General features: G+C 49.8%; 23 protein-coding genes and 2 tRNA genes. 3 read left to right on the forward strand and 22 right to left on the reverse strand.

Features of this window, described 5'->3' with window-relative positions:
• Positions 1–60: 60 nt before the first annotated feature.
• The 15 genes from ACI0CA_RS09525 to ACI0CA_RS09595 all read right to left on the reverse strand — a co-directional run bounded on the left by ACI0CA_RS09525 (position 61) and on the right by ACI0CA_RS09595 (position 15,582).
• A complete protein-coding gene (locus tag ACI0CA_RS09525) occupies positions 61–1,263 on the reverse strand; it encodes a Shedu immune nuclease family protein (RefSeq protein ID WP_308449609.1) in 1,203 nt (400 codons plus the stop codon).
• 73 nt (positions 1,264–1,336) lie between these two features.
• Positions 1,337–2,962: an Eco57I restriction-modification methylase domain-containing protein gene (locus ACI0CA_RS09530; protein WP_343285046.1), complete on the reverse strand. Its 1,626-nt coding sequence runs from the start codon at positions 2,960–2,962 to the stop codon at positions 1,337–1,339.
• Positions 2,963–2,976: 14 nt separating this feature from the next.
• On the reverse strand, positions 2,977–5,973 hold the full coding sequence (locus ACI0CA_RS09535) for an Eco57I restriction-modification methylase domain-containing protein (protein ID WP_308449607.1): 2,997 nt from the start codon (positions 5,971–5,973) through the stop codon (positions 2,977–2,979).
• Between the two features lie 324 nt (positions 5,974–6,297).
• Complete coding sequence (locus tag ACI0CA_RS09540; protein WP_308449605.1) at positions 6,298–6,558, reverse strand: DUF6809 family protein; 261 nt, start codon at positions 6,556–6,558, stop codon at positions 6,298–6,300.
• Complete coding sequence (locus ACI0CA_RS09545; protein ID WP_308449604.1) at positions 6,555–6,953, reverse strand: TnpV protein; 399 nt, start codon at positions 6,951–6,953, stop codon at positions 6,555–6,557. The genes ACI0CA_RS09540 and ACI0CA_RS09545 overlap by 4 nt, the downstream gene beginning before the upstream one ends.
• Positions 6,954–7,361: 408 nt before the next feature.
• Positions 7,362–7,697, reverse strand: a complete 336-nt coding sequence (locus ACI0CA_RS09550; RefSeq protein WP_395591351.1) for a PadR family transcriptional regulator — start codon at positions 7,695–7,697, stop codon at positions 7,362–7,364.
• Between the two features lie 258 nt (positions 7,698–7,955).
• Positions 7,956–8,789: a GIY-YIG nuclease family protein gene (locus tag ACI0CA_RS09555; protein WP_446806911.1), complete on the reverse strand. Its 834-nt coding sequence runs from the start codon at positions 8,787–8,789 to the stop codon at positions 7,956–7,958.
• Between the two features lie 364 nt (positions 8,790–9,153).
• Positions 9,154–10,563, reverse strand: coding sequence for an MBL fold metallo-hydrolase (locus ACI0CA_RS09560; RefSeq protein WP_446806910.1), 1,410 nt, complete (start codon positions 10,561–10,563; stop codon positions 9,154–9,156).
• Between the two features lie 78 nt (positions 10,564–10,641).
• Positions 10,642–10,718, reverse strand: a tRNA-Pro gene (locus ACI0CA_RS09565).
• Positions 10,719–10,747: 29 nt separating this feature from the next.
• Positions 10,748–10,821: transfer RNA gene (locus ACI0CA_RS09570), tRNA-Gln, on the reverse strand.
• A 180-nt stretch (positions 10,822–11,001) separates the two neighbouring features.
• A complete protein-coding gene (gene ispE, locus ACI0CA_RS09575; RefSeq protein ID WP_308449600.1) occupies positions 11,002–11,868 on the reverse strand; it encodes a 4-(cytidine 5'-diphospho)-2-C-methyl-D-erythritol kinase in 867 nt (288 codons plus the stop codon).
• Between the two features lie 13 nt (positions 11,869–11,881).
• On the reverse strand, positions 11,882–13,015 hold the full coding sequence (locus ACI0CA_RS09580; RefSeq protein WP_308449599.1) for a DUF362 domain-containing protein: 1,134 nt from the start codon (positions 13,013–13,015) through the stop codon (positions 11,882–11,884).
• Positions 13,012–14,214 carry a pyridoxal phosphate-dependent aminotransferase gene (locus ACI0CA_RS09585; protein ID WP_417402999.1) on the reverse strand — a complete coding sequence of 401 codons (1,203 nt, stop codon included), beginning with the start codon at positions 14,212–14,214 and terminating at the stop codon, positions 13,012–13,014. The genes ACI0CA_RS09580 and ACI0CA_RS09585 overlap by 4 nt, the downstream gene beginning before the upstream one ends.
• The gene (locus ACI0CA_RS09590) at positions 14,177–14,665 is read right to left on the reverse strand and encodes an Lrp/AsnC family transcriptional regulator (protein ID WP_176820550.1); all 489 of its coding nucleotides are present in this window, start codon (positions 14,663–14,665) and stop codon (positions 14,177–14,179) included. The genes ACI0CA_RS09585 and ACI0CA_RS09590 overlap by 38 nt, the downstream gene beginning before the upstream one ends.
• An 83-nt stretch (positions 14,666–14,748) precedes the next feature.
• Complete coding sequence (locus ACI0CA_RS09595) at positions 14,749–15,582, reverse strand: histidinol-phosphatase HisJ family protein (protein ID WP_308449598.1); 834 nt, start codon at positions 15,580–15,582, stop codon at positions 14,749–14,751.
• A 309-nt stretch (positions 15,583–15,891) separates the two neighbouring features.
• On the opposite strand from ACI0CA_RS09595, the gene ACI0CA_RS09600 reads away from it, so the two are divergent.
• From ACI0CA_RS09600 to ACI0CA_RS09610, 3 genes are all read left to right on the forward strand, one after another.
• Positions 15,892–16,161 (forward strand): ACT domain-containing protein, encoded by a 270-nt coding sequence (locus tag ACI0CA_RS09600; RefSeq protein WP_176820475.1) that lies wholly within the window; start codon positions 15,892–15,894, stop codon positions 16,159–16,161.
• A gap of 30 nt (positions 16,162–16,191) precedes the next feature.
• A complete protein-coding gene (locus ACI0CA_RS09605; RefSeq protein WP_176820474.1) occupies positions 16,192–17,553 on the forward strand; it encodes a PFL family protein in 1,362 nt (453 codons plus the stop codon).
• A gap of 141 nt (positions 17,554–17,694) precedes the next feature.
• On the forward strand, positions 17,695–17,898 hold the full coding sequence (locus ACI0CA_RS09610) for a DUF378 domain-containing protein (protein ID WP_176820473.1): 204 nt from the start codon (positions 17,695–17,697) through the stop codon (positions 17,896–17,898).
• Between the two features lie 66 nt (positions 17,899–17,964).
• On the opposite strand, the gene ACI0CA_RS09615 is transcribed toward ACI0CA_RS09610, so the two are convergent.
• From ACI0CA_RS09615 to ACI0CA_RS09645, 7 genes are all read right to left on the reverse strand, one after another.
• Positions 17,965–18,894, reverse strand: a complete 930-nt coding sequence (locus ACI0CA_RS09615) for an ROK family protein (protein WP_316687512.1) — start codon at positions 18,892–18,894, stop codon at positions 17,965–17,967.
• Entirely contained in the window at positions 18,891–19,577 is a 687-nt protein-coding gene (locus ACI0CA_RS09620; protein ID WP_176820471.1) for an N-acetylmannosamine-6-phosphate 2-epimerase, read from the reverse strand. The genes ACI0CA_RS09615 and ACI0CA_RS09620 overlap by 4 nt, the downstream gene beginning before the upstream one ends.
• 44 nt (positions 19,578–19,621) lie before the next feature.
• Positions 19,622–21,124 (reverse strand): DUF4127 family protein, encoded by a 1,503-nt coding sequence (locus ACI0CA_RS09625; RefSeq protein ID WP_446806909.1) that lies wholly within the window; start codon positions 21,122–21,124, stop codon positions 19,622–19,624.
• 12 nt (positions 21,125–21,136) lie between these two features.
• Complete coding sequence (locus ACI0CA_RS09630; RefSeq protein ID WP_446806908.1) at positions 21,137–22,414, reverse strand: glycoside hydrolase family 28 protein; 1,278 nt, start codon at positions 22,412–22,414, stop codon at positions 21,137–21,139.
• 174 nt (positions 22,415–22,588) lie between these two features.
• Positions 22,589–24,223 (reverse strand): ABC transporter substrate-binding protein, encoded by a 1,635-nt coding sequence (locus tag ACI0CA_RS09635; RefSeq protein ID WP_446806907.1) that lies wholly within the window; start codon positions 24,221–24,223, stop codon positions 22,589–22,591.
• An 81-nt stretch (positions 24,224–24,304) separates the two neighbouring features.
• Positions 24,305–25,234, reverse strand: a complete 930-nt coding sequence (locus tag ACI0CA_RS09640) for a carbohydrate ABC transporter permease (RefSeq protein WP_446806906.1) — start codon at positions 25,232–25,234, stop codon at positions 24,305–24,307.
• 22 nt (positions 25,235–25,256) lie between these two features.
• On the reverse strand, positions 25,257–26,195 hold the full coding sequence (locus ACI0CA_RS09645; protein WP_308449591.1) for an ABC transporter permease: 939 nt from the start codon (positions 26,193–26,195) through the stop codon (positions 25,257–25,259).
• Positions 26,196–26,727 lie beyond the last annotated feature (532 nt).

Here is a 26,727-nt window from a genome sequence, read left to right on the forward strand (position 1 = left end):
TTTTCTCTTCATCTGTAAACCTTGAGCAATGTGCCGATAGGCTGCATTTAGCTTTTTCTCTCAGAACGGCAAATCCTCATTTCCGGTTTCCGGTTCAAAAATTCTAGGTTGTTGATTCGGGGACTCAGAAAGAACGGCAATCAAATCTACAATCCGCTGATAAAGCTCATCGAAGGTTAGTATCAACACATTGCTCAGACTATTACGGAAATTTTCAAAAGCCGCAACTTGCCCTGGGGTTAGCGAAGCCATTTTCCCGATAATTACAACGCATTTTGGGGACAGGACTTCAAAAGGCTCCGAACTCTGATGACACAGAGAATAATACTCTTTTGTAAGCTTGTCTCTGTAATTTAGAACTTGGTTTATGGCTCCGCTCAATTCATAGCTAAAGCTGTATGTACCTCGATACTGGTTTCCGATAAGTTCAGTACATGGTGTTTTAATCTCAATCAACGCCACATTTTGAGACAGACTGTTCTGATAAATGAAGTCGCATAGATTACCACCGCTGTTGTTAATTCCTTTGCCGCCAACATACGCTTTATCTGCAAATATCGTACAAGGACAGGCAAAGATTTGAGCCAATACCCACTGATGTTCTTTGAAAACAGTAGTCTGCCAAAACTCCTCACTATCATTTTCGAGATTGTCTTCCATGAGCTTTGCAACTCTTTGGAGTTTTTCGATATTCAAAGACGTTGTCAGGTGTTGCAGATTTTCATCTTGCAACTCTGTCAGACTCCGTTTCAACGATTCCAAAGAACTTGTCTGAGTGATGAGACGAAGCAGTGTTTTTACAAGATCATAGTTTTCTTCATTGCCAATCATCCGAGCCGCAGAAGGGTCATTCTGGATGATTGAAAGGAATTGGCGAAAACTGCTGTCTACTCTGGTGTAAGTAGCTGAACCATACGGGATTTCGCCCATGTCTTCATACAGCGCATACAGCCGCTTCAAACCTTGGTAAAGCTCATATGTTTCACTTGTGCTCAGATTGAGTTCCATCCAATCTCCGACTTTGACAGAGCCACGAGAAATCTTCACCACTGACCCGTTGTCATCGCTCGGAAAGGCGGCATCGTTTTTCCGTTTCTTTTCATATAGAAATTTTCCAGAAACAGATTTATGGGGGTCTTTCTCGTTATCTACCAGCGTTGGACAGAACTTGAACCGGATCATTTCCGTCTGGCTCAAGACTACCGGTGACGCATCCGCTGTGACAGCAGAGGTGGATATAACATCAACTGTATCAGTTGTCATATCATGAACTTTCGGTATATGTAGGCCGATTTGCAAATCAATTCCACCCTTCACAGCTTGATAATAGTATTTGTCATCCTCTTCCTAACCGGCGTGTCTGCATCTTTTTCCAGATAGCACGGCATTTACGGCATATCTCAGGATCGATCCCCAATGTATCTACAAGTAGTTCTTTGTCAACAACATCCAGCGCAAGTTCAATGTCTTCATCATTGCGCACTATAGCGTCAATATGTGCAAGCAGCTTGTCCCTTAGTGCAGGATCAATCCTTTCCACTTTGGGAAGTAAAATGTTGCCCATCTCACCAGGTAAGATTTCAAGAACACCTCCACCATAGCTTCGTCCGCAAATCTCGGTGAACGCAAAAGAGATGCTGTTATAGTAGGCAAGAAGGACATTCTCTGGATCAACGCCATCGTTAAACTTCATGCGGTGCATAGTGTCTGTTGACACTGCATCACATTTATTCAGTACAAATTTAGGATAGAAATTATTTCTTCTTAAGAAAAACGCATCCGGAACCCATACAGAAGGAACAATGTACCATCTTTCCCGGATGGAGCATTTGTAGCCCTCGTGTTCGCCATTCGCTTCGCCGAGTGAAATGTACTCTTTGTGCTTGGCGGGATATTCATCGTATGGAATCTCAGGGAAGCTGATTAGACGGGCACGCTTTCCAGCAATTTTGTTTTTCTCCCAATCTTGTGCTGTGAAATATATTCCATGTGCATGAGAACTCCTGCCAATCAAAGGAAGGGTTACTTCACTTAACTGATATTGCTCAGATGTTTCTTCCGTAATGGAGAAGTAGCCATTATTGCCTGTTGTAATTCCAACATTGATAATTCCATATTCGGAAAATTGGGCAAAGCGTTTGTCTGCACGAAGTTCCTGAATAAGAGACATTTCCTCTGCGTTTACGAAATATTTTGTCCATTTTTCCTTGACGTGCTGCAACTTTTGAAATCCATTTTGAGATAGATCCAACTGAGCAAAACCGCTAAGATTATTCATTTCAATGATGCGAATACCCTTTTCTTCTTCGCCTTTCTCGCCAATAAACACAACGACTTCTTGCTCGATATCAGGGAACACAAGCTGTTCAAATGTGATCAGAGTAATTTTCGCAAGATTATTGGCCAAATATAGGCGCAGATCCTCCGCATACGCAACTTGAAGTATCTCAGCTGGAATAACAAACGCTATCTTACCTTTTTCGGACAATAGCTGTACACAAGCTACGATAAACGCAACCCATGCATTTATCAATTTATTCGCTTTCATACCATGCGAAGTCAAAATTTGAGACTGCATTTCTCGCTGGCTTTCTTTCAGATATTGATAGCGAATATAAGGGGGATTGCCCAAAATCAAATCGTACTGTTCCTTGCCGAGAACACGATTATAGAAGTCGAAAAAGTCTTCGGTGCATACTTCGATTTGTTCAAATTCAGAATACCTATCACGAACTTTATCGGCTTCGTCAGGTTCGATTTCAACAGCTGTTAGTTTATCCACCTTATTCAGAAGATTAAGGTTCTGTAGCGCATCAAGAAATACTCCATCACCGCAACTTGGTTCCAAGACGGTAGAGATATTTTGAGACGCAAAAAGCTCCACCATAGCATCCGCAAGCTGCAATGGCGTATAATACGCTCCTCTTAGTTTCTGCTCTGAACTATCCTTTTTGAGTCTCATCGTTAATACCTCGCTTAATAATCGAGTCTATACACCCGATCAATCAATCCCTGAATCTCAGAGATAAGTGTTTCTTTCTGTCTCTGCAACAGATTTGCAATGCGCTTTGCGGGACGTCCAGACAGTGCATCATTGATTTCGTAAATCTCTCGACTTGCTGCTACCACTCTGTCGTGAATGGCTTTCTGTTCTTCTACGGCAAAATCCAACTCAACAAAGGGTAGTGTAGAGAGAACGAATGTACCACGAGCAGTAAATCCGCCTTCAAAATCGCTGCCTACGATCTCCAAGATTCGCTCTGTAATGGGGTTTGACAGCCATGCCTGAATGTATTCAAGTGCGTATGGACTACCATCTTTTTTGCTAACTGCACAATATCCAGCAGTACCACCTGACGCAATCAGAATATCATTCGTATCCATCGCATACATGGGTTCTTTGCTCAACACGCCAACTATCAATTTGGGCGTGTTAATAAAGGCGGTCAAGGCTTGTGTTCTGCCATACTGGTACCATGTATCTGCGGTGGCGTTTGGAACGTTACGAGTTCCATCACGGGAAACACACTTAGGAACCAGACGATCATAATGCGCTAAGAGATAAGCGTATGTTCCCGGATAACAGCTTTGCATCTCATCTATGCGGATAAGATGTCCGTTGTTATCGTAGGGGAAAATAATCTGCTTGTCAGTCGCAAGAATACTATACGAATTCAGGCCCTTCTCAGCCTTTTTGGTTGGCTTAAAATAAGGGCGAAGCAAGGCCTTCTCAATAGTATAATTATTGCCATCCCTGCTGATTTCAACAGTATCGGCATATTCGGCCACAATTTCATCTGAGGAGAACCAATATATAGGCGTTGGCCTTTCTGCACTTGTCTGAATACCGTTAAATATCTCTGCGTGTTTTGTAATGGGGACAGATACTTCATCCAACCTCTGGAGCATTGTCAAAAACTCAAAGTCAGTTGTCAATCTCCATGGCAGCTTGTTCAATACGGAAGAATTAAGCTCAATGGAACTCACTTCTTCTCCTGCCCACAGTTTGTTAGCAGAATCAACGCTGCTGTAAACAAAACTTGTCTGCTTCGCCTTGGAAAGTAAAATGATCGAGCTGTAAATGGTTTTATCCTCAAACAGCTGTGCATCTCCAAAGTCATCCAGACTGACGAGCATCCGTTCTTTTGCAATCAGGTTGCGCAACTTCTCGCCAGCGCCAATTTTGAAGAATTTATTAGGTACAATATAGCATACCAAGCCATTTTCGTTGATCTTATTGATAGCCTGCTCTATAAAAATAAAGTATTTGTCGAATTGCTTGTGCGATGTCTTATATTTCTTTTTATAGACTTCTACTTCGGCACTCGGCAATAGGGCGTGCATCCCCTCGGTATTCACATACGGAGGATTGCCGATAATTACATCAAATCCACATCCATTGTTAATTGTGCTCCAGTCAAAGGGAGCAATCTCCATCATCTGACGGTTGGCACCGCTAATGCCATTCAATTCAGTTTGGCTGACAAGGGAGTTTCCAAATTGAATGTTGTCACCCAGATCAGGAAGAATCGGAACAACTTCTGATACAGAAGGTGCGGTTTCATCTTCAATCAACTTGATTAACAAAGAGAATTTAGCAACTTCGACCGCATGGATGTCAATATCTATGCCGTAAATGCAGGAGCAAAGAATGTCTTTTTTCTCTTGAAGGGGCAGCTTATACAAGTCAATACCCGTTTCAATCAAATGATCTGTTTGCCCATTGCAGATATACCATTGCACACAGTAATCCTGCAAATAGGCAAATGCCTCTTCCAAGAAAATGCCAGAGCCACAGGCAATATCAGCCACACTGATATTCAAAATCTCAGAGGGAGTCTTTCCTTCACACACTTTGGAAAGCGTTTTATCGACCATGTACTTAACGATTTCTGTTGGTGTTGTAACAACAGATCTGTTCTGGCAATCTTTCTTCTTGCCAAGACCAATGGTATTATTTTCGAGCAGAACTAACTGTTCGGTTAAGAATATCTCGTAAATCTTTCCAAGCAAATTAGGCTCGATAATATTAAACAAATAAGGGCTTTGAGGGTAATACAAATCCTCAATCATGCCTTTAATAACTTCGCAGGAAAGATCAAAAATAATGTCTTCGCCGGAAAACATTCCAGAATTGTAGCGCCGGTCAGCCGAACGGAACAATTCCTCCAGTTTGGGTTGCAGTTGATCGGCATCTGTAATGGTATCCTTCAACTTGTGATACAGTGGCAGATTCTTATCTTCGCAAATTCTCAGGAAGACAATTTGGTTAATAAACTCCTGCACAACATCGTTTAACACTTCCAACGACGCATAGCGGCCACCCTGAGCATACAGTTCGTTGCTAAGAGCCACACGCCATTCGTTGATTTGAGAAAGAAATAGTGTATCAACCTGCTGGGTTTGCCCTCCGGTTGCGGGGAAGTTTGCATCCAAATAAGCATCAAAATCACCAGAGTAAACGGTGTCTCTCGCAATCAACCCTACAATCTCATCAATCTTTTCTACATACTCAGTATAATGGTACAGCCGGTATCTTGCTACAGCACATCCATCATCTTCGTGAGCAATATGGCAGGTATCGTAGATTGCCAGATATTCAAAATTTGTGAGAACAGCCAGACGATGCTTTGCGTTCCAGCCGTACTTTCTGGTCTGAATAGCTGGATCTGCATCTCTGGTAATATCTACCGCAGGCTTCTTTGCTTCTACAAAGAATTTAGGCACACCTCTGAGCGTAATGGTATAGTCAGGGCGGTCAGTTCGAGTGGAGTAATTCTCCGCAATAACTTCTCGATATTGGGGTGCCAATCCTTTTTCGTTTGCAACATCCCAACCCAAGAGCTTTAACAGAGGATCAATATATTCAATTCTGCAAGAATGCTCATTGTAAGCATTTCTTGCGTCCTTATAGAAGTCGATGTTAGCATGAAAACGATCTACAAGGTTCTGCAATTCAGTCAGGTTAGTCATTGCTGTACGCTGCCTTTCTTTTATCGTTTGTCGGCTTTTCTGCATTTTCTGGAATGATCCAAATTCTACTCATGCGAGTAGCACCGTCAATACGATTCGACTTGCATAGAATTTGAACTTGTCTGGGAGTGATTCCCCACTTTACAGCAGCTTCCTGGACTGTAATATATCCATTCATAACAAACACCTCGCAAATCACAATACAAAAAACCACTATAATTATATTCGCTTAAACGAAATAAATCAAGTGGTTCCACAAAAATAACACGCCGTCCATAGGGGATTCCCATAGGCGGCGTGTTGCTCAACTATCTAAATATTCGATTATTCTTCCATGACCTCAACCATCATCCTGGCACCCAGCTTGAAGCTGTTCTGGAAGATCAGGCAGTCGGTTATGGTCTGGAACTCATGGACGCAGTCCGTGTATTTCTCAAACAACTCTTTCTGCCCATCCGTCATGGTGGCTTTGAGTTTTTCTTCATTCCTACAGATCAATTCCTGTAGCTTCTTGTACTCCTTGGAAGAAGTATCGTACTCTGTCGGCTCGATGTTTCCATACCAAAATTCTTCCAATAGCCTCATGCCTCATCCTCCCCATAGATCAGTCCCTGGAGGATGATTTCCTCTGCCCGGTTGCGGATGCTGTTCATGGCACCAACCCATGCCATTTGGTTATCTGCTTTCAGTTCCTCCGTCACGCCCTCAGATGCCTTCATCTGCTCGATAATCAGGGACAAACGCTCCTGCGCCTGCTCGTTCAGATCAGCCAGATATGTCCAGAGTTGACCGCTGAGAACAAGATCATTAAAGAGGATTGGGCAATGCTCTTTGAGGTAGTCCCGGTGCATCCGTCCCCATTTACCAATGGGGCGCTGCTCCTCAGAGGACAGGGTAAGAACCGGAATATAATAATCGCCAATGTGTTCATACCAAAGGCCATTACTTTCATCATAAATGTGTTTCTTCATCTCAGTCATGGTATTGATTTCCTTATTCTGGTGTTAGAATCGCAAGTCTGACTCTCCAGAAATATTGGTAAATCTTTGGTAAATTTGAGATTGAAACACAAAAAACGCTTAAAAACGGGGCTAATGAGACGATATGAGACTTTTCATCATGCCCGGCAAATCCTGCCGTGGCAGATAAATAAGATTTTTGTCATTTTTGTTCCCCTATCTTCATTTTGACTGTACCGCTATTTTACCATATTCCCGTTTCATTTTCCAGTGTAAACAGAAGCCGCCGTGCGCACTCACATCTTCGAAACCTACGCCGCCATTATACGGTTGCTTTCGGAGTGGTCTTTCCCCACAAAAAAGCAGCTGCTCCTTGTTAAAAAGAGCAGCTGCTTTTCTATGGGATTTGAGTGAAAACTTGTAAACAAATTAAGAGTCAAGAATATTATGGATACCCTGCTGAACGGTTTCATAGTCTTTTTTTAAAGACGCCAACCGTTCCCGCCCGGCGTTTTCAATATGATAGATCACACGCATGCGGGAACGCCCCGTGCTCATGCGCGTTACGACCTCCTCGCCGGTGATGTACCCATCATCCGCCAAGCGGTACAGAAGCGGATAAAATGACCCCTCCTGCACTGTAATGAAACCTTTGCTTCGCTCCTTGATTTTCTGCACAAGCTGATAACCATATGCGTCTTCTTCACACAGCAAAAACAGCGTGAGCATTTCTATGGAGCCTTTTTTCATGGTATCAATAGCCATAGTGGAGATACCCCCTAATTTATACTGTTTTAAAGATTTATATGTCGACATTATTGTCTTAGTTGTCAAGCGGCGCGGCTTCTTCGGGCACGTCTTCTGCTTCAGCTTCAACGGGCAGCACCGCAAGCAAATCGAGCAGACCGGTACGGTCATATTAACCGAAATGTTCCTAAAGAAAAAACGCCCCGCAAAGCACTTAGCAAAATGAGCAAAGCGCAGATACGCCGTTTTCGTGCGCCTGCGCTCTTATTTTCGTATTTACTTTCTGAAAAGCTTATCCAGCGTCTTGCCATCCCTACTTTTCCATTCCACCCAACCGTTCGCACTTGTACCGAGGACGAACATAGCGGCCGAGCTCGGCGACGAAAACGACATCGATTTGTTCAGCACATATTCGCTGTTTACATCGGTCACGTCTCCGTTTTTCAGAGCTGATCGTCTCTGGCGCGCAATGGCCGGTGAAAGGCTTTTATATTCCGTGCGCCCGATACGCGAGCCCTCCAGCACCTCGAACCGCTCGCCGTCATACACGCCAAACGCTTCTATGCCGTTGCGTGTTGTATGTAAAACCGTTTCTTCGCTCTGCACCGCTTTTGCATCGTTCATTTTATAGCCCAGCGTCGCCATGATGAACTGAATTTCATCGTAGACTTCCTCCACAGTGGCAAGGTCATATTCGTCGATCTCATATTTCGGCACAACACTGTTTTCCACCGTGTAGCGCTTGGATTCCTGCGCTTTGATGATCGCGTATTTTTCAAGCCCGCTGATCATATCCAGCGTAAAGGTCTTGCTCTCCGCCAAAAACATGATGGCTTTGTTCCAAAAATCTTTCGAGCGATTGTGGTCGTCCAGCCGCAAAATGCCGTTGCGCGTCTGACCGATGTAAATTTGCGCGATCCTATTGTCTTCGCTCTCATTTATTAAATAATAAATGCCGTGCCGGTTGATGCCCGTAATGTTCTTCGCTTCGGAAAGCAGTGGGCGCGGTATCACATACGTCGTCATGGTAGATAAACTGCGGCGGATGGAGCGAATACCGTCCGGCTGTCCGTTGTGATAAATCGTTTCAAGCTTTTTGCTGATGCCCATAGTGTTTTCCTCTGCTCACCCATCAAATTCAAGTTTATATATGTATTATACCACATAACATACTTTCGCGCCAGTGCCAAACGCATATTATATGAAACTTCTATAAATTTCGTCCCAAATAAATTGCCGCACATTTTTAACGCCACGCCAGCCGCTGTCCGACGGGCGCGTATACATCGAGATTCCTGATAGCGGCATGAAATCTATAATGCCAAAGCCATGACCGTCCTCGCCTCTGTGCCGGACGGCTTCATCGAGAACCTCAACGCGCAGCCCATCTAAAACAAAAAGTAACGCAAAAAATTAAAAGGCTCTGCCGCGCACCGATTTGATGCTGACAAAGCCTTTTTCTCGTTTTAGGGTGTTAAATGAATCTGAAATACATGCCTGCACTGCCATAATTGCAGTAGTGCTCGTCCGTCGACATGACATCAGCCTTGCTGATCTCTCCCGTAATCAGTTTTTCGCACAGCACTACCATATCCTGCACAATCTCGAGCCGCAGCGGGTTATAGTAGACCGACCTGCCCGCAAGGTAATCCTGCTGGTGCTGCTCGTCGCAGCCGTTTTCCTGAATGGAATGCCCGCCGAACCACGCATAATCGCGCAGCGCCTCCGCACGCGGCAGGAAGCACTCAAGGTTCTTTTTGTAGCTCTCCAAGACCTTATACATGTCTTTTTCCGGGCAGATCATCAAAACGATATACCCGGAGCCGATGGCGTCGCCGGTAAAAAGCGCCTTGTAGTGTGCGCACGCGAACACCACGGAGTTTTCCGTGTGCCCGCCAAGATTCAGCACATCCACCGTCACACCGCCGCCGAGGTCGATCACGCTGCCCTCGTCAATAGGTACAAGCTGCGGGTATTTGCCGCCGTCGGAAAGCGCCGCCGCAAAGCAGTTTTCGTCTTCGCGGATCTTCTCCACATCGTTTTTGTGCAGATATACTTTTTCAAATCGGTCGATGCGGAACATGTGGTCGCGGTGCGGGTGCGTAATCGCAACCTCGACCGGCAGCCGCGTCAGCTTCTTCACGGTGTCGAGCAGGTCGCCCTCGCCCATGCCCGTGTCGATCAAAAGTGCCTTGTCCCTGCCCTCAATGAGGTAGCACGTCGCCGTAAAGTAGTCATCTATCCGCCAAAAACCGGGCTTTATCCACGTCACTTCAAGCTGCGTGCGTCTATCCTGCTTTAGCAGCCAACGAACAATTTCCCCGTCCGCAAAGACATTTTCCCATGCGTTTTCGGGGTTGATCTCCGTGCGCTCCACCGTTTCGGAGCCTGTTACGCGCAGACTCATCACAAGCTTTTCCGCGTCTGCAAGCACCTTGCCGTCTGCGAGCACATTGCCCTCACCCGCGAACGTATACACCTTCAGGGGCATGAATTTTGCCGCGCGTACTTCATAAGGGTCTGCGTGCCCGCCGAGAATCGCCGCCGCGCTGAAGCAATGCGACAAATGCGAAATCAGCCGCCACGCCGCGTCCGCGCAGCTTTGCGATGCCGTGAGCGACAATTTACATTTGTCGATGATGCCCGTCGTCTGCCATTCAAAAACCAAGCTCTGCACCGCTGTTTCGGGCAATATACCGCCCGGTAAAATCAACGCAGTTACCTGTGCTTCTCCGCAATGCGGCTCGAGTTTACTTAAACAGCTTTCCGCCTCCGTCTCATTCGAGACAAGACACAGCAGCGTCGGCTTCCCGCCGCCCAGCTCCGCGCCGTTCACGCACCATTTGAGCACCTGTCCGTCAAACACTTTTTCAAAATAATGCATACCTTTTCCTCCCCGTTACAATGACCCGCTATTTTGTGAATAAAACAAAAAGACTCCACATTTCTGCAAAGTCTTTCATGGTCGAGGTGAGAGGATTTGAACCTCCGGCTTCTACGTCCCGAACGTAGCGCTCTACCAAGCTGAGCCACACCTCGATATAAGCCTTGAATACTCAAGGCCATTTTGGCAGCGGTACCAGGATTTGAACCCAGACAAACAGAGTCAGAGTCTGCTGTGCTACCATTACACAATACCGCTATCTGTTTCGCTGTCTTTCTTTCGTTTCGTTTGTTTCCGTCGGACAACGTAGTCTATTATAGCAGATATTCGGGAAAAGTCAACCCTTTTTTCAAAAAAACTTTAAAAATTTGAAATTTATTTTTCGAGTGAGAATTAAAACGCGTAAAAAAGCGCGGAATTATGCGGTTTTTCGCCTTTTCAGCCGTTTACGGGCTCTGCCAAAAAACACGCGCCGAAAGCCTTCGGCATACGCTTTGCGGCATTTTCCGCTAAGCTTTTTTCAGAAAAAATTCCAAAAACCGCGGAGCCGCTGCCGGTCATCAACGCATTTAACGCCCCGTTTTCGCACAGATATTTTTTTATCTCCTGCACAACGGAGATTTGCAGCGCGTCGTCAAACCGATTTCCGAGCGCGTTTGCAATTTCCTCAATCGAGCGATGCTCTACCGCGCGCACCATACCCGGCGTGTAGCGCATGCCGCCGTCCGGCACGTTATCGCACGCACGGTACGCTTCCGGCGTGCTCACGCCCACGTCCGGCTTCACAACGACAAGGTAACACTTCGGTATCTCTGCCAGCGGCAGCAACTGCTCACCAATGCCAAGGCAACGATATGTGCCGTTTAAAATGCAGAACGGCACATCTGCACCGATGCGCAAACCGAGATACAAAAGCTCTGCCGTATTGAGCGGCTCCTCCCCCGCTTCTGCGCACAGATGATTCAATAATTTCAGCACGGCTGCTGCATCCGCGCTGCCGCCGCCCATGCCCGCCTGATCCGGGATATGCTTTTCAATATAAATATCTGCGCCGAACGGCACACCGGTAGCGTCAAAATAATACTGCGCAGCCTTGTATGCCGTGTTGCGCCCGTCGCATGGGATGTGCGGCTTCGAGCACTTGAGTATAACCTCCCCCGTATCGTTCAGCGTCACGCGCACACGGTCGCAGAGAGACACGGACTGCATCACCATGTCGACCGTGTGGTAGCCGTCCTCGCGCCGCCCGGTAATATCGAGCGATAAGTTGATTTTTGCATACGCATTACATTCGGCTGTGTTCATATTCAGTCCTCCCTCATAGGTCAAACAGTGAAAACCGCTTGATATTGATGACGTGCTTCGGGCACATTTCGTGGCAGCAGAAGCAATGGATGCACTTGCTGTACTCGATGTGCGCCTTGTGCTCCCGCACCGTTATGGTGTGCTGCGGGCAGCTTTCCGCGCACTTGCCGCAGCCCACGCACTGTGCCGTGTTGATCTTCGGGTACGGCGTTAAAATTCTCTTTGCAAGCGGCTGCATGAACTTCGGAACGCGTGTCGTAAAATCGATGCTGCTGGAGCGTGCACGCTTAAAATCGTGTACGACAATATTCTCAAAATCATCACCAAGCACTTCGATCTCCGAAAGCTTTCCCGCACAAAGTCCGCGCTCCTGTGCGTTTTTGAGCACCAAAATTTCTTCGGGCTTCATATCGATGAGCTTCGCGCCGACCATATCCGCTTCGTAGGGACTTTCAGACCCCACAAGTGCGCCGACAAAGCGTTTTTGGCCGCCCGTAGGTCCATCGCCCTCCATGGCGTCTATCGCATCTATAATCGAGAAATCCGGGTGCACATATTCGCACAAATCGACAAGCATTTCCGCAAACGGCTCTTTTTCCGGGTAACGGCTGTGCAGCTCCGGCTTTAATAGCCCCGGCACCACACCGAAGAGATTCTTCACCGCGCCGGAATAGCCCATCATGCCATGGGTCTTTAACTTCGCAATGTCGATGACGAGCGTCTCGCGCGGCTGCACGAACGGCTCTGTGACGGTCAGCGTATTGCAGCGCTTTCCCTCCGGCAGCTGCACTGCCGTGCTCTTACACGCTGTATATAACGAAAAGCCGTATTTTTCCGCCGCTTCCGTATAGCTGCACGCGCGGAACGTGCCTTTCATGATAGATGTATTGTACGGCCCGCCGCCGCTTTCCGCCACCAGCACGTCCGCGCCCTGCCGCAGCAGGCAAATCGCGACCGCAGCCGTCACATTCGGGTGCGTGATGATGGCCTCCTCCGGCGCAGAGCGCATGACGAGATTCGGCTTCAAAATAACGGTCATATGCGGTTTTATGCGGCCATAAAACGCCGAAGCGGTGAACATTGCATCCACCGCTTCGGTCAGCCGTTCTATGTCATAATCCGCAAGCCGCTTTACATACGCACTCACTTTAACTCCTTCAAAAATGCGCCGATGCGGTTCAGCGCCTCTGCAAGGTGCTTGATGGAATACGCATACGAAATGCGTACAAAGCCCTCGCCGCACGCACCGAATGCCGAGCCCGGCACCACCGCGACGTGTTTATCGTAAATGAGACGCTCACAAAATTCATCGGACGTCATGCCGGTGGACTGAATGGACGGGAACACGTAAAACGCGCCCTCCGGCTCAAAGCAGGTAAGACCGAGGCGGTTGAGCCCATCCACAATCAAACGGCGGCGCATGTCGTACTGATCGCGCATTTCGGCAATGTCGTCATCACCGTTTTTCAGCGCTTCGATCGCCGCGTACTGTGACATCGTCGGGGCACTCATAATGCCGTACTGGTGCAGCTTCGTCATCGGGGAAATAATCTCCTTCGGACCCGCCGCGTAGCCCATGCGCCAACCCGTCATCGCATATGTCTTCGAGAAGCCGTTGATGACGATGGTGCGCTCCTTCATGCCCGGCAGCGACGCAATGGAGACGTGCGGCTCGCCGCCGTAAGTCAGCTCACTGTAAATCTCATCGGAAAGCACGATGAGGTCATGGCGAATGATCACTTCGCTCAGCGCTTTCAAATGCTCGCGGCGCATCACGGCACCCGTGGGGTTATTCGGGTACGGGAAAATAAGCACCTTCGTCTTGTCCGTAATGGCGTTTTCAAGTTCTTCGGGCGTCAAGCGGAATTCGTTTTCCGCTTTCGTTGCGATGGAAACCGGTACGCCGCCCGCCATACGGGTCAGCGGGTCGTAGCACACAAAGCACGGCTCCGGGATAATAACCTCATCGCCCTCGCCCACAAGGCAGCGCAGCGCCATATCGATAGCCTCGCTGCCGCCAACGGTGACAAGAATATCGGTAGCTGCGGTGTATTCCAGGTCATATTTGCGCTTTAAAAAGCGGCAGATCTCCTCGCGCAGCGCCATCAGGCCGCGGTTCGGGGTGTAGCGCGTTCTGCCCTTTTCCAGCGTCGTGATACCCTCCTCGCGGATATGCCACGGGGTGAAAAAATCCGGCTCGCCGATGGAAAGGGAGATCACGTCCTCCATTTCGTTTGCAATGTCAAAAAAGCGGCGGATACCGGAGGGCTTAATCACGCGCGCACGGTCGTTCAGGTATTTGCTGTAATCAATCACAAAGGTTGCTTCCTCTCTCGTCAATCTCATCGTAGTCGGTGACAAAGTCCACGCCGCCGTCCTTATATTTCGTCAGAATAAAGTGCGTGGCAGTGGAGAGCACACCGTCGATCGGCGCGAGGCGCTTTGCAACGAACATCGCGATCTCAGACATGGTATTCGCCGTAACGGTTACGGCAAGGTCAAAGCCGCCGGACATCAGGCAGACGCTTTCCACTTCGGGGAAGGCCTTTACGCGTGCGGCAAGCTCATCAAAGCCGGAGTCTTTCTTCGGCGTAACGCGCAGCTCAATGAGTGCACTTGCGCGGTGCACATCCGTACGCTCCCAGTTGATGAGCGTGCGGTAGCCCTTGATGACGCCGTCTTTTTCAAACTTATGAATGGCGGCCGCCACTTCGGCTTCGGTCATATCCAGCATAACGGCAAGCTCCTGCACGGTCAGCTTGGCATCATCCTGCAAGAGCTTTAAAAGCTTTTCCATTTTCTTATCCATGGTGTTTTATCCCTTCTGTTTTTTATTTTGCAGGCCTGCTGTACCTTTTGCAGCAGGCAGTGTAATTTGTTTTATTCGATCGGCACCTGCACCGGCTTGCGCTCTACAAACACGGTGTACTCCTTGTAGCCGATGTCGCTTAAAAGCTCCATGGCCTCCTCTACGCCGCTTGCAATATTTTCCGTGCGGTGTGCATCCGCGCCGATGGTGACAAGCTTACCGCCAAGCTCCTTATAGCGCGAATAGACTTCGCGGTCGGGCAGCTTCGGCGCATCCGTGCGCAAAATACGGGAGGTGTTGAACTCCAGCGCGATGTCCGACTTGATGAGCGCCTTTAAAACCGCGTCCAGCTCGTCCTGATACGGCTTGTAGCTGGGCGTTTCCCCCGCCTTACACATGTAGCGCAGCGGGTAGGTGATGTGCGCCAGTGTATCGAACTTGCCCCACTCCACCATTTCAAGGCTCTCCGCAAAGTAGGCGTGCAAAGCGTTGTCGATCTCCTGCTCGGTGGGATTATGCTCGCCGATGTGGTAAAAATCGTCGTGATCGCGAATGTTGTGCAGCGAACCGATCACCACGTCGTAGTCGCGCCCCGTAAGCGCATCGTGTGCTGCGTTTAGGTCCTGCAGGGGCTGGCCGAGCTCAATGCCGCGCAAAAGCTTCAAATTCGGAAAACGTTCCTGATTTTGCAACAGCTCCGCATAGGACTGACGTACGACATCGTAATACCGTCCGCCGGGAATGTGCGGCACGTTCATGTACTGGTTGCACTCGCAGTGGTCGGTCACAGCGTAGTAAACCAGACCCATCTCGATGGCGTTCATGCACATATCGCGCATGTTGCGGGTGCCATCGAACGAGCAGTTGGAATGGCTGTGACAATCGGATATATTTTTGTAACGCAAAAGATCATCCCCTTAAAGCACTTCGACCTGTATGCTCAAAACAATATACAAATTGATTTTAACACAATAAAAATCATTTTGGAATACCCAAAGCACAAGTTTTGCAACTTTTCGCCTAAAACCGCATTGTAAAGCGATGTGAAAGCTTCTTCCGATTTCTCCGCACCGTACCTTTTTGATTTTTACACCGCTATTTCCTGCAAAACACCTTTTAAACCTTGACAGCGCCCCACATTTGATAGATAATAAAGAAATAGAAAACCACAGCAAAGCGCTTTTATGTTTTGCAGGAAAGGGTAGGGTCATTTTATGAAAGCAGTCATCACCGTAATCGGAAAAGATATGGTCGGCATTCTCGCGAAAGTCTCCACCGTATGCGCAGAAAAAGGCATCAATGTCATTGAAGTCACACAGTCCATCTTGCAGGATATGTTCGCCATGATCATGATCGTAGACATCAGTGCTGCGACCGTGCCGATCAGCGAGCTCTCCGATGAATTCGATACGCTTGGCGAAAAGCTCGGCCTGAAGATCCATGTTATGCACGAGGACGTTTTCAACTCCATGCACAGAATCTAAATCTATTACCGAAAGGCCGGGAATGAAACTATGATCGATACACATGATATTCTGGAAACCATAAATATGATCGATAACGAGAACCTCGATGTGCGCACCATCACGATGGGCATTTCGCTTCTCGACTGCATCGATTCCGATATTGATAAGGCCTGCACGAAGGTCTACGACAAAATTTGCAGCTATGCCGAAAACCTCGTCAAGACCGGCGAGGACATCAGCCGCGAGTACGGCATTCCGATTGTGAATAAGCGCATCGCCGTCACGCCCATCGCCATGCTGGCGGGCGCAAACCCCGGTGCAAGCCCCGTTCGCTTTGCAAAGGCACTGGACCGCGCCGCAAAGACCGTCGGCGTCAACTTCATCGGCGGCTATTCCGCGCTCGTGCATAAGGGCTTTGCCCCCGGCGATTACGCTTTGATTGAAAGCATCCCGGAAGCACTTGCGGAAACGGAATTCGTTTGCTCCTCCGTCAATATCGGCTCTACAAAGGCCGGCATCAACATGGACGCCGTAAAGAAAATGGGTCACATCGTCAAGGAAGCCGCCGTCCGCACCGCGGACCGCGACTGCATCGGTGCGGCAAAGCTCGTCGTGTTCTGCAACGCACCGGAGGACAACCCCTTCATGGCGGGCGCTTTCCACGGTGCCGGCGAGCCGGACTGCGTCATCAACGTGGGCGTTTCCGGTCCGGGCGTTGTGCGCGCAGCCATCAAGAAGGCAAAAGATACCGATAATATCACTGAGATCGCGGACATCATCAAGAAGACCGCGTTCAAGATCACGCGCATGGGTCAGCTCGTCGCGCAGGAGGCTTCCCGCCGTCTGTGCGTGCCGTTCGGTATTGTCGACCTCTCCCTCGCCCCCACACCGGCTATCGGTGACAGCGTAGCGGATATCCTTGAGGGCATGGGCCTTGCGCAGTGCGGCGCACACGGTACCACAGCTGCACTGGCTCTGCTCAACGACGCTGTGAAAAAAGGCGGCGTCATGGCGTCCTCACACGTTGGCGGCCTTTCCGGCGCGTTCATCCCGGTCAGTGAAGACGCCGGCATGATCGCCGCAGCAAAGAGCGGCGCGCTTTCCATCACAAAGCTTGAAGCCATGACGGCGGTCTGCTCCGTCGGCCTCGATATGATCTGCGTTCCGGGCGACATCACCCCGGAGATTATTTCCGGCATCATCGCGGACGAAGCTGCCATCGGCATGGTCAACTCCAAGACGACCGCCGTGCGCCTCATTCCGGCCATCGGCAAGAAGGTCGGCGAAGAACTGAACTTCGGCGGCCTGCTCGGCTGCGGCCCTGTTATGGAAGTCAATACGAATTCCCCGGCCGTGTTCGTCAACCGCGGCGGCCGCATCCCCGCCCCGCTGCAGAGCCTTAAAAACTAAAAAACATAAAATTCAGTTTTTCGTTCATACTATCCTCGGTGAGCAAAGCGTTTTGTCTTTGTTCTCCGAGGATTTTTTATCGCCTGCGTTCGATTTTCGCCATCGGTCGGGTGCAGGCGAATGCAAAAAGGAGCAGAGTATATGCTGGACGTCATCGCTTTGATTTTGACGGTGATCGGCGGCATCAACTGGGGCCTCATCGGCATTTTCCAGTTTGATCTCGTCGCATGGCTTTTCGGCGGACAGGGCGCCGTTTTGAGCCGCATCATCTACACACTCGTCGGCATCGCCGCCGTATGGTGCATTTCCCTCCTGTTCAGGGACAATGACCTCATTGAAAAGTAAATGCACCGCAAAAAGCCGAGACACTTCGTTTTGAAGCGCCTCGGCTTTTGTTGTTATATACGTCGGTTAAAAGTTTTGTCTGAAATACGCACATGCGCCGAGCAGGCCGGCGTTGTTGCCGAGTGCAGCGGCCTCCACCTCAAGGTCTTTTGCGAACTGCTCCATCGCGCCGTTCAAAATCTTCTCGCGAAGCGGGCGGATAAAATGTTCGTCTTCCCTTGAAATACCGCCGCCGATGAGCACCATTTCCGGGTTGAAAATGTGCACAAGACCGATGATTCCAAATGCGATGCTGTCGATCCAGCTGTTCACCGTCGCGCTGACGTCTGCGTCATCGAGGTGGTCAAAGATCACCTTGCCGTTGACGTCTTCTGCCGGTACGCCCAGCTTTTCGAGCAATGCAACATTCTCCGTAAAACGGCGCACAAGCGCGCCCGTAGAACCGTAGCGCTCAAAGCAGCCGCGGTTGCCGCACGGGCACTCCACACCGTCAAAATTGATGATATAATGCCCGATTTCGCCACCGATGCCGCGTCTGCCCTGAATGAGGCGACCGTTTTCGATGATGCCGCCGCCAATGCCGGTGCCGACCGTAACGACAAGCACGTTCTCCTTGCCCTTTGCGCGACCAAACGTCTGCTCGCCGAGCGCCGCTGCGTTCGCGTCGTTGATGACGGTTACAGGCAGATGAAACCGGTCTTCCAGAATTTTCTTCACCGGGCTGCCGAGCCAGTCGCCGAGCTGTGCACCCACGCCGATAACCGTGCCGGAGTTCACATCAATCTGCCCCGTTGCCGAAACGCCGATGCCCTCGATTTTCACGGGGCTCTTTTCGAGAACTTCTCCCGCAAGGTTCGCAACCGTCGTCATGATGGACGTTTTGTAACCGTCAAAGCTGACGCTGCGCGTTTCGGAAAGCAGAACTTTGCCGTTTTCGTCCACAACGCCGATCTTCACAGCCGTGCCGCCGATATCAATGCCTAAAAGCGTACTCATGAAATGGCCTCAACAAATCTGCGGGTGATGTCACGCGGGCGCGTAATGGCCGTGCCGATGACCGCTGCGTGCACCGGGTAAGAGAACACCTTCTGCAGCTGGCCGCGCTCCCAAACACCGCCCTCCGCGATGACCGGCACGTTCAGCTCCGTCGTGATGCGGGAAAGCAGATCGTAGTTCGGAATAGCCGTGCCCTTCGTCTTTGCCGTGTAGCCGCACAGCGTCGTGCCGACAAGGTCAAAGCCGATCTCCGCCGCGTGCTTGCAGTCTTCATAGCAAGAGCAGTCCGCCATGAAGAGCTGATTCGGGTATTTTGCGCGCGCTTCCTTGAACAGCGTGTCAAGATCAAGGCCGTTCGGACGCGGACGGTCTGTTGCGTCCAGCGCGATAATCTCCACGCCGGTTGCCGCCAGTGCATCGATTTCCTTCATCGTCGGCGTGATATATACATCACTGTCGTCGTATACGCTCTTGATGATGCCGATGACCGGCAGGTCAACTTCCTTTTTGATGTCCACAATATCCTCGCAGGTGTTGGCACGAATGCCCACAGCACCGCCCTCTTTTGCGGCAAATGCAAGGTGGCCCATAAAGTGGTAGCCGTAAAGCGGCTCATCCGGCAGCGCTTGGCAAGAGACAATTACGCCGCGGTGGATCTGGTTTAAAATTTCCTGATTTGTCATAAAAACGCATCCTTTCGTTTTTGAAAACATCCTGTATCTCTATCTTAGTACGCTTTGTACGTTGCCTTGAGCCCAATTTCAAACATACGGCTCCACGGCAGGAAAATATCTTCCACGGTTACTTTGTCCGCAACGGACGTCATTTCCGTCTTTACAAACTTGCGCAGCTCCTCCAAAACGGCATTGGCCGCCTTGCCGCGCTGCTCTTCGCACCAGAAGTACGTCATGCCCCACTGCGGCAGAATGTGCTCCGTCACGTAGCTGCGCACAACCGCACCGTAGCCGAAGTCCTCGATAAAACGCTCTACAAGGAAGTTCTGCTTCGCTTCGGTATTATTCTGGTACATATTGTTCACAATCATCGCGAGCACCGTGCCCATGGAGTTTGCAGAGGTGTTCCAGCCTGCATAACCTGCAAGCTTCATCAAAACACCCTGCTTATTGAGCACGCGCAGAAGCTGCAATTCGCCGCCGTTCGTGTAGGCATTGTCGAGGATCGCCGTCGGAATGCCGCGCTTTAAGCAATCGTTCACAAAGTACAGAAACTCTGCCATATTGCGCTCCACATCATAGTTGATGTTGTTCGCCGGCTGATTTGCGGCTTCTTCCATCTCGTTTGCCGGAGCGGTGATGCCCATCACAACGTCGGCGTCGGAGAGCGACGGCACAGCGATGCAGCCCGCCGCCATGACGTGGTACTTTACGGTCTCATTGAGACTTCTGTCCTCGTAGTTCGGAATCAGCTGCGGCGCCAGCGTGGATGCATACTTGAGGTATACGCGTGGGGTGTTATTCTCGAGCGCGTTGATGGCGCGGGAGACAAGCACCATGCCGAGCTCATCGGCGCCCGGGTACAAGATCACACGGTCATTGAGCACCTTCTCGTCGATCTTCGCGCGCACGGTCTTCTGGTCCATTGCGGTGTAGCCGTACTTTGCGGAATCGTCCTGCGGGATGATGAGAAAATCAATCGTGCCGTCCTCCACAAGGTCGAGCGTGCGGATATTGAAGCTGCCGTTAAACGCGCGGCGGTCAAGATAGTCTTTAAGCGCCGCGGGGTCTACCTTGGCTTTCAACTCAGAAAGCTCGTCCGCGTCACCCATGCCGAGCTTTTCGAGGTGCGTCAGACGGCCGATATGGTGAATCTCTTTGCCGTAAAGCTCATAGTAATCCGGCTCCTCATCGTCGGAGGAATATTTCGGGCAGCGCATGATGCACTGGAACGCGTACAGCTTTACCTGCGGGTTCTTTTCGCGCAGTTCTTTTAAAAGCATCAGACGCTCCAAAACCGTCTCCTCGGAAAGATGGTGCAAGCGCGAGGGAATCAAGCCGCCGTACAGCAGCGTATCGATGGAAATGACCGCCGCGTCTGCCTTTTCGATATTTGCGAGCAGGAAATCGCGGATGAATTCATAAGACGCCGGGGTCTTCTTCTGGCCGAGATGCGCCGGGCGAATGATCGTATACTTTTCGCCGTTGAAAATTTTGGACGGGAAATCAAAGTTGCAGGGGCGCTCGTCGAGCGGCAGCAAAATAATATTTTTCATAGCAGTCTCCTTTTACGCGTGGATGATCTTCCACGCACGTGTGTTGATGTTCTCCAGCTTCACGTCCGCACCGCCGCCAATGTACAGGCCGCAGTCCTCCGGCACTTCAAAATCGACCCTGCCGGGTGCGAAGTCAAACGCATTGCCCTTGAGCGGCAGGTTCTTAGACGGCTTACGGGTGAAGTCAATGTTTCTGAGCTCCACTTCGCGGATGTTGCCGTCCACGCCGTAAATGCCCATGGCGTTCTCGCCCATGCAGGTCACGCCGTCAATGTGCACGTTGCGGATGGCGCAGTCGGTCTCGCGGTGTGGGTCCTGCTCTGCCGGGATATGGTAATCGTGCTTTACGGCCATCATGAAGATCGGCTCGCCGTTGCCCCACCAGTTGCCGGCGCGTACACGCGTGTCAACAATCATGTTGCTGATGCGCACATTCTCCACAAGTGCGGACGTATCGTTGCACATGAAGCAGATGCCGCGGTTACTCTCCTTGATGATACAGTTCGTGATGATCACGTTGCGGATATGGCTGTAACTGTAGCCGATGACAATTGCCTTCGAGCAGGAACGCAGCACGCAGTTCGTGATGACGATGTCCTCGCACGGTTTTGCCCAATCCGTAATACCGGAAAGCGCAATGCAGTCGTCGCCGCTCGAAATATGGCAATCGGCAATAATAACACCTTTACAGCTCGCAATATGGATGCCGTCGTCGTTCGGCACGTTGGGGCTGGTGTCAATCGTAAGGCCAAGCAGCTTTACATTCTCACACGCGTTGAAGCTGAACGTCCAGCACGGCGCATCGATAACCTTAATGCCGCGCACAGTAACATTCTTCGCATTGTGGAAGAAAATGCACTGGCTCGGGCGCGTGCCGATGGGGTATGTGCATTCGGCTTCCTGCTCCTTTGTGAACGGAACACGGCTGCTCGGTACGTTCATCACGCTTGTATCATAAAACGAAGTGCCGGAAAGGTCAATGGTGCCGCTGCCGTCGATGGTCACATTGTCGTGGTCACGGTTGATAAGCAGGGCACGCAGCACCCCCATTTCATTGTGGATAAAATCCTGTGCAGGGTAGTCGTCGATATTCGTGGAGCCCTTTAAAACAGCGCCCGGCTCCAAATGCAACGATGCACCATTCAGATGGATTGTACCGGTAATGAACACGCCGCCGGGAACGAGCACGGTTTCGCCCGTCTCCCCTGCGCGGTCCACAGCCGCCTGAATTGCTTTTGTGTTGACGGTCTTGCCATCAGCCACCGCACCGAAATCTCTGATATTTAACATTATCTCTTTCCCCAATTCTCTTCAGAGTTCATATTTTCTGCACCGAAATATTCGGTGTAACAGACATCTTAAATCAATTTCAAGTTTAAAAGTAAGAATAATGAAGCAAGGGCGCAGGACCTTTTGCGTCCTGCGCCCTGCATTCAGATCATTATTCAGGTTTCAGAAGAGCAATTAGCCTTCCGTGGTGCCCTTTGCGATCTCGAGTACGTCCGGGTTAGCATCCAGATAAGCCTGGAACTGGGTTCTGTACTCTTCGAGGTACTTGTCGAGGCCAGCAGCCTTCAGCTTTTCGATAGCAGCATCGATGTTGTCCTCATAGGAAACCATACCGACCTTAATCGGGTAGATGGAGGAGATGATCTCGGTCTGGAGGTTCGTCAGCTCACTAGTAACGTTAGAGGAATCAAAGATGAAACCTGCTGCCGGGGAAATGACGTAGTTGTCAGACTTGTAGGTCATGTAATCGACCTGCTCGTCCGGCGTATCGGTAGCATAAGTCATGTACGGCAGGTAGCCGGTCATCCAGGTATCCATGTTGTACAGAGGGTTGCCGTCGTCGCCCTTGACCTGCTCAATTCTGTGATCGCCGGTCTTGGTGTAGTGCGTGCCCTCAATGCCATAGTGGAAGAGGTCATGGTTCTCTTCGGAAGCATACAGCCAGTTGAGGAACTTGAGGCCGGATTCCGGATCCTCAGAAGTGGAAGAAATCGCATTCAGGTTCTGCACATAGGTGTAGATCATGTCCGGAATGTCATCGCCAAAAGCTTCAACCCACTTGACCTCTGCGCCTTCAACACCGTTCTTCTGCATCGTAACGCCGGTGTACGGGTCGAATGTCTGGGACGGAAGCATTGCGCCGTAATTAGCATCGTCGTACTGCTTCTGGTGGTCGCGGTTCAGGATATCCGGATCGATGAGACCGGCCTGATACATCTCGTAGTAGGTGTTTGCGTCCTTCTTGAATTCTTCGGACTCATAGAAGGAATCAACCGTGCCGTCCTGACGGATGAGGCAGATGCCGAGGGAGTTCTCAACATAGAACGGATAGGTATCATAGCTTCTGTGGAGCCAGTGCGCCGTATCCTGAACCTGATGGAACCAAGAATAAGCCTTCATACCGGTCTCGTTGAGGATCTCGTCCTGAGACTTCTTCATGAGGTCGATGATGCCTTCCGTCGTGTCCGGGAACTCGTCGTAGCCGACCTTCTCAGCGATGTCGGAACGGTAGTCCATGTAGGACATCGTGTTGTCGAAGGATCTCCAGTAGCACGGTACTGCGTACTCTTCGCCCTTGTAGAGGGTGCCCAGCCACTCGGTCTCAGAGAACTTGTTGTAGAGGTCCGGGTAGTTCTGGATGGAATCGTGGATGGAGGAGATAGCGCCCATACCTGCGATAGCGGAAAGGTTCTTAACGTCCTGCATAACATGCAGCAGCTCGAACTCTTCACCGGTCGTCAGCATGAGGTTCAGCTTCTCAGCATAAGCATCCCACGGGATTCTTGTGACGGAAACCTCAATGTTTACGCCGTCTTCCTTCAGTTTCTCGTTGACAGCAGCCATACCGGTCTCATAGTCCGCGCAAAGTGTGCCCGGCTGTACAATACGCATCGGGTGAATGGTGCCGTCGTCCTCTGTTGCCGAAGATTCGTCAGATGTGGAAGCATCGGACGAAGTAGAAGCCTCAGAGGAAGCAGAAGATGTGCTGTCAGCACTGGAAGTGTCGTTGTTGCCGGAGCAACCTGCAAAAGCCGTAACGACCATTGCAGCTGCCAGAGCCATTGCCAGCAGTTTCTTCGTTGTCTTCATTTCTTACTTCAACTCCTTGAAAATTGATATATGTGTAACCGTCTTCCACGGTAAACACCGAATTAAAATGTTTGCGGGCGATTAACCCTTAACAGCGCCGACGACCATGCCCTTAACAAAGTACTTCTGTAAAAACGGATACAGAATGATGATCGGGCCCATGGTGATAACGGAGGTCGCCATCTTAAAGCTTTCCTTCGGCGGGTTTACGTTGACCGTAGCGCCGGCAGAGAGCTTGCTCAGTGCAGTGATCTGAGACTGAATCTTGAAGAGGAGCATCTGCAAAGAGTAGTACTTCTCATCATTCACGAGCATAACTGCGTTGAAGTAGTTGTTCCAGTAACCGATGGCATAGAACAGAGCAATCGTAGCCAGAACCGGCATGCAAAGCGGGAAGTAAATGCCGAATGCAATCTTCACTTCGCCCGCGCCGTCAATCTTTGCGGATTCGTTCAGCTCGGCCGGGATACCGCGCACAAAGTTGCGCACAAGGAACATATTAAAGGGATTGAACAACAGGCTCGGTACGATGAGTGCCCAGATGTTATCGTAGCAGTTCAATGCTTTACACATCATGTACCACGGAACAAGGCCCGCAGAGAAAACCATGGTGATGTAGAAGTAAAGGGACAGACCGTCTCTGTAACGGCAGGAACGGTTTGCAAGGGTGTAGCCTGCGCCGAATGTGACGAACGATGCAACGACGGTACCGACAACCGTTGCAATCGTCGTTACAAGGTAGGACTGCGGAACGGATGAGGACGGCAGGAAGAGCATTTTATAGGCTGCAGCCGACCATTCGCTCGGCCAGAAAGAGTAACCGTTGATCGTAATCGATTTTTCACTGCTGAAAGAAACAATGATAACGAGAACAAACGGCAGGACGCATATCAGTGCGAACAGAGCAACGACGAGATAAATCAGAAATGTACCGACGTTCTCCCCCGTGCTGTGCTTAATTTTGTTGTTGGTGTTAGACGGCTTTGTAGCCGCCGCAACCGTGCTGTTCATGAGCTTGTCTCCTTTCCCTGTATCAGAACAGTGCGCCATCCGGGAACTTTCTTCTGACGATCCAGTTTGCTGTGAAGACCAGAATGAAGCCTACGATGGACTGATAGAGACCGATAGCCATGGAAAGGCTCGGATCACCTGTGTTCTTAAATGTACGGTAAACGTATGTATCAATAACTTCTGCAATCGGCATCAACGAGCTGTTGTCGCGGATGATCGCATACAGCATACCGAAGTCGCCGTAGAAGATGCGGCCGACAGACATCAGGGTCATGATGCAGATGGTCGGTGCAAGCAGCGGGATCGTGATGTAAATGATACGCTTAAAGCGCGTAGCGCCGTCGATATAAGCTGCTTCGTAAAGGCCTTCGTCAATGCCGGTGATCGCTGCGAGGTAAACGATCGTGTTGTAGCCCGTGTTCTTCCAAATGTTGAGAATCAGAAGAATCGGGTACCAGTAGCCGGGGGTGGAATAATAATTGATGCGCGTACCCATCAGATTGTTGAGCAGGCCCGTCTCCGTACCAAGGATACCCTGCAGCATGTAGCTGACGATAACCCAGGAAATAAAGTACGGGAAAAGCATCATGGACTGAGAAACCTTAAGGAACTTCTTCGCCTTGACCTCATTGAGGACGATTGCCAAAACAACGGAGCAAACCGTACCGACGATGAGGAACAGAATGTTGATGACGAGCGTGTTGCGCGTAACAGTCCACGCCCAACTGGACTTGAAGAAGTATTCGAAGTTTTTCAGACCGACAAACGGGCTAAAAACACCCGTCTTGTAGTTGAACTTCTCAAATGCAATTACGATGTACGGCAGTGTCAAATAAGAAAAGATGAAAGTGTAAACGACCGCGGGCAGCGCAAGCAGGTACAAAAACTTGTTTGTCCACAGCTCTTTAAAAGGATTCACTCTCTTCTTGCTGACATCAACCAAAGCTGACGCCTTACTCATGTTTGCGATCATCCTCTCCGAATAATGTGTCTCTTCTATATAATATAAGGAAGAGTTTTGTTCACCTCTGCACAGCCGCACATATAACGTAAAGCTTATTTGCTTTATATTTATATATTATTGACTCTGCAAATGCGAACCCGGAATATCGCTATTCCTGCTGAAAACAAAGCGCCGACAAAACTTGGTGTTTGCCAAAGCGTGTCGTTTTGCAATCACAGCGCACCGGGCGCCCTCCCTCATGGGTCTTCCCGGTATCTCTGCCCCGTGCAGAGATACCGTTTCTGCAATCCGCTTGTTTGTTTTCGATGAATAAACTTTAACACGCTGTGAACGATTTGTAAAGTATTCTTTTTGCGATAAACTCCAAAATTTCAAAGCAACTTTGCATTTTGGCAGTTTTAAGGTACTTCATAAATTTCGCTTTTCTCCATTTTTTGAGAATCAAATCACTTTTTTCGGCTTTTCGTGATATGAAACTACGGTTTTTTACGATTTGAATCAATAATCTGATTTTTCGCTTGCGTTTAGT

Origin of the sequence: Hominenteromicrobium mulieris, from assembly GCF_046197855.1 — a bacterium.
GTDB lineage: Bacteria > Bacillota > Clostridia > Oscillospirales > Acutalibacteraceae > Hominenteromicrobium > Hominenteromicrobium mulieris.